Origin of the sequence: Bosea sp. (in: a-proteobacteria), assembly GCF_023953965.1 — a bacterium.
Classification (GTDB): Bacteria; Pseudomonadota; Alphaproteobacteria; order Rhizobiales; family Beijerinckiaceae; genus Allobosea.
In genome coordinates this window covers 1975307-1989772 of the sequence record NZ_JAMLIX010000001.1, presented here as the reverse complement: position 1 = coordinate 1989772, position 14466 = coordinate 1975307, and the positions used below count along the sequence as shown (strand labels likewise).

16 protein-coding genes are annotated in these 14466 nt (G+C 67.4%); 8 read left to right on the top strand and 8 right to left on the bottom strand.

Annotated features, from left to right (window positions below; translation table 11 throughout):
- Positions 1-34: 34 nt before the first annotated feature.
- Both carB and greA read left to right on the top strand, forming a co-directional pair.
- Positions 35-3352, top strand: a complete 3318-nt coding sequence (carB, locus tag M9917_RS09175) for a carbamoyl-phosphate synthase large subunit (RefSeq protein ID WP_297252944.1) — start codon at positions 35-37, stop codon at positions 3350-3352.
- 100 nt (positions 3353-3452) lie between these two features.
- Positions 3453-3926: a transcription elongation factor GreA gene (gene greA / locus M9917_RS09170; RefSeq protein ID WP_297252942.1), complete on the top strand. Its 474-nt coding sequence runs from the start codon at positions 3453-3455 to the stop codon at positions 3924-3926.
- A 10-nt stretch (positions 3927-3936) separates the two neighbouring features.
- Here greA and M9917_RS09165 read toward each other — a convergent pair whose 3' ends face one another.
- On the bottom strand, positions 3937-4401 hold the full coding sequence (locus tag M9917_RS09165) for an Lrp/AsnC family transcriptional regulator (protein WP_297254804.1): 465 nt from the start codon (positions 4399-4401) through the stop codon (positions 3937-3939).
- Positions 4402-4462: 61 nt separating this feature from the next.
- Here M9917_RS09165 and M9917_RS09160 point away from each other — a divergent pair, with 61 nt between their 5' ends.
- The 3 genes from M9917_RS09160 (at position 4463) to M9917_RS09150 (ending at position 7529) form a co-directional block, all read left to right on the top strand.
- The gene (locus M9917_RS09160) at positions 4463-5482 is read left to right on the top strand and encodes a mitochondrial fission ELM1 family protein (protein ID WP_297252941.1); all 1020 of its coding nucleotides are present in this window, start codon (positions 4463-4465) and stop codon (positions 5480-5482) included.
- Between the two features lie 46 nt (positions 5483-5528).
- Complete coding sequence (trxB, locus tag M9917_RS09155) at positions 5529-6494, top strand: thioredoxin-disulfide reductase (RefSeq protein ID WP_297252939.1); 966 nt, start codon at positions 5529-5531, stop codon at positions 6492-6494.
- Positions 6495-6638: 144 nt separating this feature from the next.
- Positions 6639-7529 (top strand): LysR family transcriptional regulator, encoded by an 891-nt coding sequence (locus M9917_RS09150; protein WP_297252937.1) that lies wholly within the window; start codon positions 6639-6641, stop codon positions 7527-7529.
- A gap of 364 nt (positions 7530-7893) precedes the next feature.
- On the opposite strand, the gene M9917_RS09145 is transcribed toward M9917_RS09150, so the two are convergent.
- The 7 genes from M9917_RS09145 to M9917_RS09115 all read right to left on the bottom strand — a co-directional run bounded on the left by M9917_RS09145 (position 7894) and on the right by M9917_RS09115 (position 13272).
- Entirely contained in the window at positions 7894-8118 is a 225-nt protein-coding gene (locus M9917_RS09145; protein ID WP_297252935.1) for a hypothetical protein, read from the bottom strand.
- 41 nt (positions 8119-8159) lie between these two features.
- On the bottom strand, positions 8160-8711 hold the full coding sequence (locus M9917_RS09140; RefSeq protein ID WP_297252933.1) for an NADPH-dependent FMN reductase: 552 nt from the start codon (positions 8709-8711) through the stop codon (positions 8160-8162).
- Positions 8712-8834: 123 nt separating this feature from the next.
- A complete protein-coding gene (locus M9917_RS09135; RefSeq protein ID WP_297252931.1) occupies positions 8835-9407 on the bottom strand; it encodes a methylated-DNA--[protein]-cysteine S-methyltransferase in 573 nt (190 codons plus the stop codon).
- Between the two features lie 39 nt (positions 9408-9446).
- The gene (gene msrP, locus M9917_RS09130; protein ID WP_297252929.1) at positions 9447-10403 is read right to left on the bottom strand and encodes a protein-methionine-sulfoxide reductase catalytic subunit MsrP; all 957 of its coding nucleotides are present in this window, start codon (positions 10401-10403) and stop codon (positions 9447-9449) included.
- A 77-nt stretch (positions 10404-10480) separates the two neighbouring features.
- Positions 10481-11590, bottom strand: coding sequence for a 3-isopropylmalate dehydrogenase (gene leuB / locus M9917_RS09125; protein WP_297252927.1), 1110 nt, complete (start codon positions 11588-11590; stop codon positions 10481-10483).
- An 82-nt stretch (positions 11591-11672) separates the two neighbouring features.
- Entirely contained in the window at positions 11673-12062 is a 390-nt protein-coding gene (locus tag M9917_RS09120) for a RidA family protein (protein WP_297252925.1), read from the bottom strand.
- Between the two features lie 25 nt (positions 12063-12087).
- Positions 12088-13272, bottom strand: a complete 1185-nt coding sequence (locus tag M9917_RS09115) for a lytic murein transglycosylase (RefSeq protein ID WP_297252923.1) — start codon at positions 13270-13272, stop codon at positions 12088-12090.
- A 194-nt stretch (positions 13273-13466) separates the two neighbouring features.
- On the opposite strand from M9917_RS09115, the gene M9917_RS09110 reads away from it, so the two are divergent.
- The 3 genes from M9917_RS09110 to M9917_RS09100 are packed head-to-tail and all read left to right on the top strand — an operon-like array spanning position 13467 to position 14459.
- Complete coding sequence (locus M9917_RS09110; RefSeq protein ID WP_297252921.1) at positions 13467-13724, top strand: SemiSWEET family sugar transporter; 258 nt, start codon at positions 13467-13469, stop codon at positions 13722-13724.
- A 38-nt stretch (positions 13725-13762) separates the two neighbouring features.
- On the top strand, positions 13763-14119 hold the full coding sequence (locus tag M9917_RS09105) for a DMT family protein (RefSeq protein ID WP_297252919.1): 357 nt from the start codon (positions 13763-13765) through the stop codon (positions 14117-14119).
- 37 nt (positions 14120-14156) lie between these two features.
- Positions 14157-14459, top strand: coding sequence for a hypothetical protein (locus tag M9917_RS09100; protein WP_297252917.1), 303 nt, complete (start codon positions 14157-14159; stop codon positions 14457-14459).
- Positions 14460-14466 lie beyond the last annotated feature (7 nt).

Genomic DNA, 14466 nt, shown 5'->3' with positions numbered 1-14466 from the left:
GCGGCCTTGCGCGCGCCAGACTTAAGTCGAGACCATGCCCAAGCGCACAGACATCAAGTCCATCCTGATCATCGGCGCCGGCCCCATCATCATCGGTCAGGCCTGCGAGTTCGACTATTCCGGCACGCAGGCCTGCAAGACGCTGAAGGCCGAGGGCTACCGCATCGTGCTGGTCAACTCGAACCCGGCGACGATCATGACCGATCCCGAGCTGGCGGATGCGACCTATGTCGAGCCGATCACGCCTGAGATCGTCGCCAAGATCATCGAGAAGGAACGCCCCGACGCGCTGCTGCCGACCATGGGCGGCCAGACGGCGCTGAACTGCGCGCTCTCGCTCAAGAAGATGGGCGTGCTGGAGAAGTTCGGCGTCGAGATGATCGGCGCCACCGCGGAAGCCATCGACAAGGCCGAGGACCGCGAGCTCTTCCGCGAGGCGATGACCAGGATCGGCCTCGACACGCCGCGCTCGCACCACGTCAAGACGCTCGGCCAGGCGCTCGACGCGCTGGACGACATCGGCCTTCCCGCCATTATCCGCCCCTCCTTCACCATGGGCGGCACGGGCGGCGGCATCGCCTACAACAAGGGCGAGTTCATCGACATCGTCGAGCGCGGCATCGACGCCTCTCCGACCAGCGAGGTTCTCATCGAGGAGAGCGTGCTCGGCTGGAAGGAATACGAGATGGAGGTCGTCCGCGATAAGGCCGACAACTGCATCATCGTCTGCTCGATCGAGAATTTCGACCCGATGGGCGTCCACACCGGCGATTCGATCACCGTCGCCCCGGCGCTGACGCTGACCGACAAGGAATACCAGATCATGCGCGACGCCTCTCTGGCGGTGCTGCGCGAGATCGGCGTCGAGACCGGCGGCTCGAACGTTCAGTTCGCCGTCGATCCCGCCACCGGGCGCATGATCGTCATCGAGATGAACCCGCGCGTCTCACGCTCCTCGGCGCTGGCGTCGAAGGCGACGGGCTTCCCGATCGCCAAGGTCGCGGCCCGCCTCGCCGTCGGCTACACGCTCGACGAGATCGAGAACGACATCACCGGCGGCGCAACCCCCGCCTCCTTCGAGCCGACGATCGACTATGTCGTCACCAAGATCCCGCGTTTCGCCTTCGAGAAATTCCCCGGCGCCGAGCCGACGCTGACCACGGCGATGAAATCGGTCGGCGAAGCGATGGCGATCGGCCGCACCTTCCAGGAATCGCTCCAGAAGGCGCTGCGCTCGCTGGAGACCGGGCTCGACGGCCTCGACGAGATCGAGATCGAGGGCTACGGCCAGGGCGACGACCGCAACGCCGTCAAGGCGGCGATCTCCTCGCCGACGCCCGACCGCATCCTCCACGTCGCCCAGGCGATGCGCGCAGGCTTCAGCGACGCCGAGATTCACGAGAGCTGCAAGATCGACCCCTGGTTCCTCGCCCAGATGCGCGAGCTCGTCGAGACCGAGGCGAAGATCCGCGACATCGGCCTGCCGGCCACGCCCGGCGCCTTCCGCCGGATCAAGGCGATGGGCTTCTCCGACAAGCGCCTCGCCGCCGTCTCGGGCAAGACCGAGGCCGAGGTCAGGGCGCTGCGCCGGTCGCTGGGGGTGCGCCCGGTCTACAAGCGCATCGACACCTGCGCGGCCGAGTTCGCCTCGCCCACCGCTTATATGTACTCGACCTACGCCATGCCCTTCGCCGGCCAGGCCGCCGACGAGGCCAACCCCTCGGATCGCAAGAAGGTCGTCATCCTCGGCGGCGGGCCGAACCGCATCGGCCAGGGCATCGAGTTCGACTATTGCTGCTGCCATGCCTGCTACGCGCTGCGCGACGCCGGCTACGAGACCGTCATGGTCAACTGCAACCCGGAAACGGTCTCGACCGATTACGACACCTCCGACCGGCTCTATTTCGAGCCGCTGACGGCGGAGGACGTGCTCGAGATCCTTCAGACCGAGAAGCAGAACGGCACGCTGCACGGCGTCATCGTCCAGTTCGGTGGCCAGACCCCGCTGAAGCTCGCCAACGCGCTGGAGGAAGCCGGCATCCCGATCCTCGGCACCTCGCCGGACATGATCGACCTCGCCGAGGACCGCGACCGCTTCAAGCGCCTGCTCGACAAGCTCCACCTCAAGCAGCCGAAGAACGGCATCGCCTATTCGGTCGAGCAGGCGCGGCTGATCGCCACAGAACTCGGCCTGCCCTTCGTCGTGCGGCCTTCCTACGTGCTCGGCGGGCGCGCCATGGCGATCATCCGCGACGAGGTCCAGTTCGAGGACTACCTGCTCGGCACCCTGCCCTCGCTGATCCCCTCCGAGGTCAAGGCCAAGTATCCGAACGACAAGACCGGCCAGATCAACACCGTGCTCGGCAAGAACCCGCTCTTGTTCGACCGCTACCTGTCGGACGCGATCGAGGTCGATGTCGACTGCCTCTGCGACGGCAGGGAGGTCTTCGTCGCCGGCATCATGGAGCATATCGAGGAGGCCGGCATCCATTCCGGCGATTCGGCCTGCTCGCTGCCGCCGCGCTCGCTCTCGGCCGAGACGATCGCCGAGCTGGAGCGCCAGACGAAGGCGATGGCGCTCGCGCTCGACGTCGGCGGGCTGATGAACGTGCAATACGCCATCAAGGACGGCGAGATCTACGTGCTCGAGGTCAATCCGCGCGCCTCGCGCACGGTGCCTTTCGTCGCCAAGGTGATCGGCGTTCCCGTCGCCAAGATCGCCGCCCGCATCATGGCCGGCGAGGCGCTTTCCGGCTTCGGGCTGAAGCCTGCGGCACTCTCCCATGTCGCCGTCAAGGAGGCGGTCTTCCCCTTCGCGCGCTTCCCCGGCGTCGACGTTGTGCTCGGCCCGGAGATGCGCTCGACCGGCGAGGTCATCGGGCTTGCCCGCTCCTTCGACACCGCCTTCGCCAAGAGCCAGCTCGGCGCCGGCTCGAAGGTCCCGGTCAAGGGCACTGTCTTCGTCTCGGTGCGCGACGAGGACAAGCCGCGCATCCTGCCGGCGGTGCGCATCCTCGCCGATCTCGGCTTCCGCATCCTCGCCACCGGCGGCACGCTGCGCCATCTCCAGGAGCAGGGCATCGCCGCCGCCAAGATCAACAAGGTGCTGGAAGGCCGCCCCCATGTCGTCGACGCGCTGAAGAACGGCGAGATCCAGCTCGTCTTCAACACCACCGAGGGGCCGCAGGCGCTGGCCGACTCCCGCCCGCTGAGGCGAACCGCCCTCTTGCACAAGGTGCCCTATTATACCACCTTGGCCGGAGCGATCGCGGCGGCGGAGGGCATCAAGGCCTATTGCAGCGGCGAACTCGAAGTACGATCCTTGCAGTCGTATTTCGAGCGCGCGGCCTGAGCGGCCGCACGGCGCATCGGAAGATTGAGCGGAAGCGCGGGAGCCGGTGGCCGATCAGCCGCCGGCGAGCCGCGCTTTCGGAGCTTATGGGACGGACAGAATGGAAAAGGTTCCGATGACCGCGGGCGGCTTCGCCGCTCTGGAGGTGGAATTGAAGCACCGCCAGCAGGTCGAGCGCCAGCGCATCATCACCGCGATCGCCGAGGCGCGCGCGCTGGGCGACCTCTCCGAGAACGCCGAATACCACGCGGCGAAAGAGGCCCAGTCGCTCAACGAGGGCCGGATCATGGAACTCGAATCGCTGATCGGCCGGGCCGACATCATCGATGTCGCGAAGCTCGGCGGCGACACCATCAAGTTCGGCGCCACCGTCAAGCTGATCGACGACGACACCGAGGAAGAGAAGAGCTACCAGATCGTCGGCGAGCCGGAATCGGACGTGAAGTCCGGCAAGGTCTCGATCGGCTCGCCGATCGCGCGCGCGCTGATCGGCAAGAAGGTCGGCGATTCGGTGCAGGTCAATACGCCCGGCGGCGGCAAGTCCTACGAGGTCGTCAGCGTCGTCTTCCGCTGAGGCGAACGCCTCAGCCGAACGGCACGATCGGCTCGTCCTTGACCCGGTCGAGGGCGAGCGCGGTGCGCACGTTGCGGACATTGGGCATCGCCGTGAGCTCCGCGACGAAATCCTGGAACGCCCTGAGGTCCGGCGCGACGCATTTCAGGGAAAAGTCGATATCGCCCGACAGCGTCCAGCATTCGCGCACCGCCGGCCAGCCACGGATCCGCTCCTGGAAAGCGGCAAGATCCGCCTCGGCCTGGCTCGCCAGATGCACGAAGGCGAAGCAGACCACCTCGTAGCCGAGCTTCCGCTCGTCGAGATCGGCATGGTAGCCGCGGATCAGCCCGGCCTCCTCCAGCGCGCGCACGCGCCTGAGGCAGGGCGGCGGCGAGATGCCGACGCGGCTGGCGAGAGCGACATTGGTCATGCGCCCGTCGGCCTGGAGCTCGCGCAGGATGCGCAGGTCGATATCGTCGAGTTTCGGACGCAACGAACACTCCTGCGTGAAGGTCGCGCTGGTGTAGACGGCGGCGGCAGGCGATACAAGGCGCATGCCGCGCGCCTCGACCGCCATGCACGACGATTCCGAACCGGCCGTCTGGGTCCTGACCGATGGCAAGGCCGGCGACGAGCTGCCATGCCTGGGCGTCGCCGAGCAGCTGACCGCCGCGCCCGAGATCCGCAGGGTCAAGCCCCGCCGGCCCTTCGCCTGGCTGATGCCGCTGGGCCCGATCGATCCGCGCGAGGCGCCCGAGCGGCCGCAAAGCCCGCTGCGTCCGCCCTTCCCCGACATCGCCATCGCGTCGGGCCGGCGCGCCGTCGCCTATCTGCGCGCGCTGAAGCAGGCGTCGAACGGCCTGACCTTCACCGTCTTCCTCAAGGACCCGCGCACCGGCCCAGGTTCCGCCGACCTGATCTGGGTCTCGGGCCATGACAAGCTGCGCGGCGACAACGTCCTCGTCACCATCACCTCCCCCCACCGCCTGACGCCCGAGAAGCTCGCTGCCGCCCGCGCCGCGCCGCCTGCCGCCATCGCCCGCCTGGGCGCGCCGCGCGTCGCGGTGCTGGTCGGCGGCGACAGCCGGCATCACCGCTTCACGCCCGCCGATATCATGCGTTTCGCCGAAGGGCTCGACGCACTCGCCCGCACGGGCGTGAGACTGATGGGCTCGCCCTCGCGGCGCACCCCGCCGGCGCTCGCCGGCGCCGTCGCCGCCGTCTTCGCCCGGCACGGCGGCTGGTGGTGGGACGGCACGGGCGAGAACCCCTATCCCGCTTTGCTCGCCACTGCCGAGGCGATCATCGTCACCGCCGACTCGACCAACATGATCGGCGAGGCGGCGGCGACCGGCAGGCCCGTGCTGGTCTTCGAGCCGAGCGGCGGCCATGCCAAGATCGCGGCGCTGATCGCGGCGCTGGAAGGCGCAGGCGTCGTGCATCGCTTCTGTGGACGCCTCGAGGGCGAGGCCTACGAACCGATGGACTCCACGCCGATCATAGCCGATGCGATACGGCAAGGCTGGCTCGCCCACCGGGCGGCCCTTGTTTCGGCGCCGCGCCGGCGTATCTGACGGATCGGGACCGCGGCCCGCACCCGCAGGAGAGGAAGTTAGGACGATGGCCCATACCCACGCCCGCGTCATGATCGTCGGCTCCGGACCGGCCGGCTACACCGCCGCGATCTATGCCGCCCGCGCCATGCTGGAGCCGGTGCTGATCTCCGGCATGCAGCCCGGCGGCCAGCTGATGATCACCACCGATGTCGAGAACTATCCCGGCTTCGCCGACGTCATCCAGGGCCCCTGGCTGATGGAGCAGATGCGCGCCCAGGCCGAGCATATGGGCACCCGGATGGTCTCCGACCACATCGCCCGCATCGACCTCTCGCAGCGCCCGTTCCGGCTCTGGGGCGACACGGCCGAGACTTATTCCTGCGATGCGCTGATCGTCGCCACCGGTGCCCAGGCGAAATGGCTGGGCCTCCCCTCGGAGCAGACCTTCCAGGGCTTCGGCGTCTCGGCCTGCGCCACCTGCGACGGCTTCTTCTTCCGCAACAAGGAGGTCGCGGTCGTCGGCGGCGGCAACACCGCCGTGGAGGAGGCGCTCTATCTCGCCAATCTCGCCAGCAAGGTCACTCTGATCCATCGCCGCGATAGCTTGCGGGCCGAGCGCGTGATGCAGGAGCGCCTGTTCAGGCATCCGAAGATCGACGTGGTCTGGGACAGCGAGATCGCCGAGATCTGCGGCGGCACCACTCCGCCCGGCGTCACGCATCTGCGCCTGCGGAACCTCAAGACCGGGGCCGAGAGCGAGTTGAAGACCGACGGCGTCTTCATCGCCATCGGCCACAAGCCGGCGACGGAGCTGTTCGCGGGCCAGCTCGCCATGAACGAATCCGGCTATCTCGACGTCGAGGCCGGCACGACCCGGACGAACGTCCCCGGCGTCTTCGCCGCAGGCGACGTCACCGACGAGCATTATCGCCAGGCGGTGACGGCGGCCGGCATGGGCTGCATGGCCGCGCTCGATGCCGAGCGCTGGCTTGCCGCCACCGAACTGGACCGCCGCGAAGCCGCGGAATGAAAGCCCTGATGGAATCCATCACGAAATTTGATGGGTCATGTCACCAGATTCAGGGCGAATAAGCCGGGCCACCCCTCATAAGGACATTGACGCACAACAGCTTTATCCCGCATCATGCAAAAAACGCATGGCGGGGGAAGCGCGGTGGATTGGGACCGCATCAGGATTTTTTATACGGTCGCGGAGTCGGGTAGCTTCACCAAGGCTGGCGATGTCCTGGGCCTGAGTCAATCCGCCGTCAGCCGGCAGATCGGGGCGCTCGAGCGCGAGCTGCGCGCGCCCTTGTTCCACCGGCATACGCGCGGCCTGATCCTGACCGAGCAGGGCGAATTGCTCTGGCGCGCCGCACGCGAGATGACGCAGCGGCTGGAGCGGACGCGCTCGCAACTCTCCGAGACGCGCGAGCACCCCTCCGGCGAGCTCAAGGTCACCGCGACCCGTGGTCTCGGCGGGCACTGGCTGACGCCGCGCCTGGCCGAATTCCTCGATCTCTACCCCGACATCCGCGTCGAGCTCATCCTCACCGACGAAGAACTCGACCTGTCGATGCGCGAGGCCGACATCGCCATCCGCCTGCGCCAGCCGCAACAGCCGGACCTGATCCAGCGCAAGCTCTTCACGGTGCATTTCCATCTCTACGCCTCGCCGGCCTATGTGAAGCGCTTCGGCGAGCCCAAGAGCTACGAGGATCTCGACAATCACCGCCTGCTCTCCTTCGGCGGCTCCTCGCCCTCCTATCTGACCTCGGTGCACTGGCTCGGCACGATGGGGCGCGACCAGCGCAACCCGCGGCCGATCCATCTCGTCGTCAACAACATCACCGCGATGAAGCGGGCGGTCGATTCGGGCGCCGGCATCGCCGTGCTGCCCGATTACCTGATCGAGACCGGCTCGCCGCTCGTGCAGCTCATGCGCGAGACCGAGATGCCGCAGCTCGAGAGCTATCTGGTCTATCCCGAGGAGATGAAGTCGGTCGCCCGCGTCCAGGTCTTCCGCGACTTCCTCATCCAGAAGGCCCAGCGCTGGACTTACTGAGCCTTGCGTGAATCACGCCGGAATCAGCGGCCCCACGGGACCGGCCCCGATTACGGCGCTTTTGTGGCTGATCCGGCGCCTCGCACCCATCAGGCGCGAATGGCCCGCCTAAAAACTGTTCAGACGTGGACAAAACACCCGCTTCGGCCTGGTCTGTCGGCTTATCAAGCGGCGCCAACCCTGCAATGAACGCATATTTCTCAATCATTTAGGCACAAATTGACGCCATCTGCCTTTGGTCCATGCAATGTGTGCATGGCGGCCCCAAGGCATGTTGCATTGCAAAACGGCAAGCAATGGCCGATATTACGGACACGGTTGTTCGGAACGGGCTCCGCAATCTCCTCCCGGCGTTGAGTTCGTTTCAGCCGTTCCCCTCTGAAACATTTGGCGTTTCGCCGAATGTTTCAAACTGATGAAGCCGGCTCCCTTCGGGGACGCCGGCTCTTTTTTTGCTCTGCCGACGCGGTCCACCGACAAAAAAGGCGCCGCCCCCGGAGGCGGCGCCTTCGCGCGATGGAGCATCGGATGCGAGAAGCGGAATCCGCTCTTCGGGAAAATCCGATGCTCCAGCAATGGGATAGATCATCGTTGTCGCGTCCGATAGGACGCGCGATGATCTAGCGTCGATCAGGCGGCGAGCTTGCCGGCGATCTTGGCGAAATCATCGAGGAAGCCTTGCAGGAAAGCGCGCGTGCCTTCGTCGGTCACGTTATGCTGCGCGTCGACCAGACCGTCCTTGAAGGTGATGAAGACCTGCCCGCCGAGGACGACGCCGGCGAGGTTGGTCAGGATCATGCGCAGCTCGTTCTGGGAGACGGCCGTGCCGATGGCGCCGCCGCTGGTACCGGTCACGGCGACGGTCTTGCCGGCCCAGGAGTTCTTGCCGTAGGGGCGCGAGGCCCAGTCGATGGCGTTCTTGAGCACGGCGGGGATCGAGCGGTTGTGCTCGGGCGTGACGATCAGGATCGCGTCGGCAGCCTCGATCTCGCGCTTGAGGCGCAGCGTCGATTCGGGCCGGTTCGGCTCCAGGTCCTGGTTGAACATCGGCAGGTCGTCGATCTGGACCAAGGAGGCATCGAAAGCCCCGGCTCCCAGCTTCACCAGCGCCTCGGCCAGCTTGCGGTTGATCGATTCGCGACGGTTGCTGCCCACGATGACGGCGAGCTTCAGTTTGGCCATGACGGTCCCCAATGGTGGGTGGAAAGGCCGAGACAGTAGAGGCCGTGCCCCCGGCCGCGCAAGCCGCCGCGCCGCAAGGACGGCATTGCACGATTTCAAGCACCGCCTGGCGATCCGAACGGTTCAGCGCCGTCCCGGCCGCGCCGCCAGCGGCAATGCGTCGAACAGGCCGGGTTCGGTGCCGGTGCGCGCCTTCTCGATGGTCAGGATGCGCAGCTTGGTCTCGACGCCGCCATCGGCCGAGAAGCCGCCGGTCCTGCCGCCAGCCGCCAGCACGCGATGGCAGGGCACAATGATCGGCCAGGGGTTCTGGCCGAGCGCGACGCCGACCGCGCGCGCCGCACCGGGCTCGCCGATGCGCTGCGCCACCTCGCCATAGGTCAGCGTCTCACCATGCGGAATGGAAAGCGCGACCTCATAGACCTTGCGGTTGAAGGGCGAGACCGTCTCCAGCGCCAGCGGCAGATCGGACAGGTCGCGCTTCTCGCCCGTAAACAGCGCGCGGATGCCGGCGACGGCCTGCGCGACGAAGCCTTCCGCCGGCCTCTCCTCCGCTTCGGGAAAGCGCTGCGACAGGCGCCGGCGAGCCTGCGCCTCGTCGCGCTCGGGCAGTTGCGCGCCGATGAAGCGCTCGCCCTCCCAGATCAGGGCGCAGGAGCCGATCGCGGTCTCGAACAGGTGGAAATGCCGTGTCATGATCCCTCGCGACAGGGGTGGTGCGGACAAGCCGCACCGTCACATGAACAGCGCCTCGCCCTCCAGCCCCTTGTAGAGCCCGGCGACCTGATCGCCATAGCCGTTGTAGATCCGCGTCGGCCGCCGCTCGCGCGAGCCAAGCACCTGCTCGCTCGCCTGGCTCCAGCGCGGATGCGGCACGGCCGGGTTCACATTGGCCCAGAAGCCGTATTCGCTGTCCTGCAGCGCCTCCCAGAAGGTTTTTGGCCGCTCGGCGACGAAGCTGATCCTGCGGATCGATTTCACCGATTTGAAGCCGTATTTCCACGGCACGATCAATCTCAGCGGCGCGCCGTGCTGGGTCGGCAGCGGCTTGCCGTAGATGCCCGTCACCAGCAGCGGCAGATCGTTCGTCGCCTCCGCGAGCGTCAGCCCTTCCGTATAGGGCCAGGGATACCAGCGCTGTCTCTGCTCCGGCGCCACGCGCGGGTTCAGGAAGGTCTCGAAGCGGATGCATTTGGCGTCCGAAAGCGGCTTGGCCAGCGCCACGAAGGAAGCGAGCGGAATGCCGGTCCAGGGCACCGCCATCGCCCAGGCCTCGACGCAGCGGAAACGATAGAGCCGCTCCTCCAGCGGCAGCTTGCGCACGAGATCGTCGAAGCCGATCTCGAAAGGCTTCTCGACGAGGCCGCCGACCTCGATCGACCAGGGCCGCGTCGCCAGCCGCCGCGAGGCATCGACGATGTCCTTCGTCATGCCGAATTCGTAGAAGTTGTTGTAGTTCGCCGCGTCCTCCGCCTTGGTCAGCGGCACGTCGAGCCCATAGCCCTCGTTGCGCTTGGCCGGATAGAGATCGAGCGTCGGATCGGGCGTCTCGGCCGCCGCCAGGCCCGGCAGGGCCGCACCCGCAATCAACCCGGCACCCGCGGCCATCAGCCGGCGGCGATCGAGGAACGCGCTCTCGGGCGTCGCCTCGCTTTCCGGCATCTCCCAGCCGGCACGGCGCTTGATCAGCATCACGGACATACTCCGCTTTCGTGACGCCGAGTTAGGCCACGAAAGCGGAGCTACCGCAATTCACGAGGGGGAGAGGCTTACCCGCGCGCCTCGAGCGCCTTGACGATCGCCTGCCCCATCTCGCCGGTCGAGACGGCGTTGGTGCCCGGGCCCGCGATGTCCTTGGTGCGGGTGCCGGAGCCGAGCACGTCGGCGATCGCGCCTTCGAGACGGTCGGCCGCCTCGCCCGCGCCGAAGGAATAGCGCAGCGCCATGGCGAACGAGCCGATCATCGCGATCGGATTGGCGAGCCCCTTGCCGGCGATATCCGGCGCCGAGCCGTGCACGGGCTCGTAGAGCGCCTTGCGCTTGCCCGTCGCCGGGTCCTCGGCGCCGAGCGAGGCCGAGGGCAGCATGCCGAGCGAGCCGGTCAGCATCGCCGCCACGTCCGAGAGGATGTCGCCGAACAGGTTGTCACAGACGATGACGTCGTACTGCTTCGGCCAGCGCACGAGCTGCATGGCGCAGTTGTCGGCCAGCACATGCTCGAGCTCGACGTCCTTGTACTCGGCGGCGTGGAGGGCGGTGACGGTCTGCTTCCAGAGCACGCCGGTCTTCATCACGTTGTTCTTCTCGGCCGAGGAGACCTTGTTGCGGCGCGAGCGCGCCAGCTCGAAGGCGACGCGGCAGATCCGCTCGATCTCCGGCGTGGTGTAGACTTGAGTGTCGACGCCGCGCTTCGAGCCGTCCTCCAGCGTGACGATCTCCTTCGGCTCGCCGAAATAGACGCCGCCGGTGAGCTCGCGCACGATCAGGATGTCGAGCCCTTCCACCACCTCGGGCTTGAGCGAGGAGGCCGAGGCCAGCGCCGGATAGCAGATCGCGGGGCGCAGGTTCGCGAACAGGCCGAGATCCTTGCGCAGGCGCAGGAGCCCGGCTTCCGGGCGGTGCTGATAGGGCACGTCCGCCCATTTCGGCCCACCGACCGCGCCGAACAGCACGGCGTCCGCCTCTTGCGCGAGCTTCATGTCGGCTTCGGAGATCGCCGCCTTGTGCGCGTCATAGGCCGCGCCGCCGACCAGCCCCTTCTCGATCTCGAAGGAGGCGAGACCCTGCCGGCCGAACCAGGAAACGATCGTCTCGACCTCGCCCATCACCTCGGGGCCGATACCGTCGCCGGGGAGCAGCAGGAGCTTGTGGGTCGCCATGGTCGCCTCGCCTTGTCGCGTGTTTGCGTTGGCCGCGTGATTACGGGCGTAGGCGCACGCGCGCAAGCGCCGCGTCGTGGGGTCAGGCTTTCGGCAGGCGCGCCGTCACCTCGATCTCGAGCTTCATCCGAGGCTCCAGCAATCCGGCGACGACATAGATGCCGGCGGCCGGGCGGATCTCGCCGAAGACCTCGCCGCAGACGGCGAGCACCGGCGCGCAATAGCTGCGGTCGGTGACGAAATACTGCGCCCTGGCGACCTGGGCGAGCGAGGTGCCGGCCTCCTCCAGCACGGCGCCGATGGTGCGGAAGATGTTGCGCGCCTGCTCGGCCGGATCGTCCGGCAGCGTCATCGTGGCGTAGTCGTAGCCGGTCGTGCCCGAGACGAAGACGAGATCGCCGTCGACCACGGCGCGCGAATAGCCGAAATCGCGCTCGAAGGGCGAGCCGGTGGAGATCAGGCGGCGGGACATGGGGCTCTCCGAATGAAATGCCGCTCTAGACCCGTCCGCCCTTGAGCGCGCGCAGCACCTTCTCGCCCGGCCGTCCGGTCTGCGGCATGCCGAGCTTGCCCTCGATCTCCTTGATCGCCGCCCGCGTCAGCGAGCCTACGGCGCCGTCCGGCTCGCCGACATCGTAGCCGCGCGCGGTCAGGAGGCGCTGGAGCTCGCGGCGCTGCTCGCGCGAGAGCGGCAGATCGTCGGTCGGCCAGTCGCCCTGCACGCCCGGCCGCCCGCGCAGCCGGTCGGACAGGAGGGATATGGCCAAGGCGTAAGAGTCGGCGCCGTTGTAGCTGTAGGCCGCGTCGTAGTTCTTGAAGACGAGGAAGGCCGGGCCGTTGCGCCCCGCCGGCATGAGCAGGCCCGCATTGCCGGCCCCGCTCAGGGGCGAGCCGTCGAACTTGACGATGCCGCGCGCAGCCCAGCTCGAGACCGGGTGCTTCGGATTACGCCCGCTCGGCCCGGAATAGCCGCCCGGCACCCTGACCTCGTAGCCCCAGGCCGCGCCCGTGACCCAGCCGGCCCGGGCCATGAAGTTCGCGGTGGAATGCAGCGCGTCGGGGATCGAATCGACCAGGTCGCGCCGGCCGTCGCCGTCACCGTCGACGGCGAGCCTCAGATAGGTCGAGGGGATGAACTGGGTATGCCCGAAGGCGCCCGCCCAGGAGCCGAACAACCGCTCGGGCCTGACGTCGCCGCGCTGGATGATCTGGAGCGTCGCGATCAGCTCGCCCTTGAAGAAGGCGTTGCGGCGCGGTGCGAGGCAGGCGCCGGTCGCCAGCGACTGCACCAGCGGCCATTTGCCCCGCGCCTTGCCGAAATCGCTCTCGACGCCCCAGACGGCGGCGATGGTGTGGCGATCGACGCCGAAGCGCTGCTCGGCCGCGGCGAAGACGGAGGCGTATTGGCGCAGCATGGCGCGCCCCTGCGCCACCTTCTCCTCGTCGACCAGCGTGCCGAGATAGTCCCAGATCGGCGTCTTGAACTCCGGCTGGTTTTGCATCGCCTCGATGATCTTCATGTCCGGCTCGACGCCGGCCATCGCCCGGTCGAAGGTCGCCCCCGAAACGCCCTTGGCGGCGGCGGCACCCTTCAGCCCCGACAGGCAGGACTGGAAGCCGCTCTGCGCCGAGGCGGCGGAGGCGATGAGAAGAAACGGCAAGGCCAGATGAAAAGCGCGCATGGGTCTCCACCGAATCGCAGAATTGATGCGAAACTAGGGCGTCGCCGTTAACGGAAGTTAACCATGAGCATTTTCGGGCGAAGCGGACACCGGTTCGCGTGCAGAAAATCCGACACGGCAAAAGGATGGAGCATCTGGCGGCGCAGCCCCGAATCCCGCTATGGAAGCAGCCTCATCCGGAACGTCGCGCGCCCTTGTCCCTCCCCGTCGAACTCACCGGCTTCGCCGCCGCCGCGCTGACCAGCCTGTGCTGGCTGCCACAGACCTGGCGCACGCTGCGCACCCGCGACACCCGCGCAATCTCGCTGTGGACGCAAGCCCTCCTCGCCTGCGGCGTGCTGCTGTGGCTGGCCTACGGCATCCAGATCCAGTCCTGGCCGGTGATCGCCGCCAATGCGCTGACCCTCGTGCTCGTCCTCGCCATCATCGCCATGAAGCTGCGCTTCGGTTGACCGTCCGCCCCCGCCGCCGCGAAGAAAGCCCCCGGCATATGCCCCCGCTCACACTGGCCCATATCCTGCCGATCGTCATGCTCATCGGCTCGAACGTCTTCATGACCTTCGCCTGGTACGGGCATCTCGGCTACAGGAGCGCGGCGCTCTGGCTCGTCATCCTCGCGAGCTGGGCGATCGCCCTGCCGGAATACATGCTGGCGGTCCCCGCCAACCGCCTGGGCGCCTCGGTCTATTCCACCGCCGAGCTCAAGACGATGCAGGAGGTGATCACGCTCGTCGTCTTCGCCGGCTTCTCGGTGTTCTGGCTGAAGCAATCCCTCACCTTAAACCATGCGGCGGGCTTTGCCCTGATCGCGGCCGGCGCCTTCCTGATCTTCCACGCCAAGGGCTGAGCGCCCTTCCCTTTCCCCTCCTGCAGGACCGACTCCCTTGAAAAAGACGGCACTCATTCTCTGCGGCCTCGTGCTCGCCCCCGCCACGGCGCTGGCCGGCCCGACCTGCAGCCCCAGCCACGACGATGCGCGCGTCCTCTCCGGCCCCTCGGCGGATTCCCCACACAAGGACTGGCAGGAGGGTAAATCGTTCGGCTTCGGCTGGTCGCTCCAGGTCGGGCGCAATGCGAAGGACAAGGACGGCACCGGATATTACGTCGGCGATCTCTACGACCCCACAGGCAAGCTCGCCACGCGCAACGTCTTCGTCATCGAGCAGGAGTGGGATTGCGGGCCCTGACCGGCGC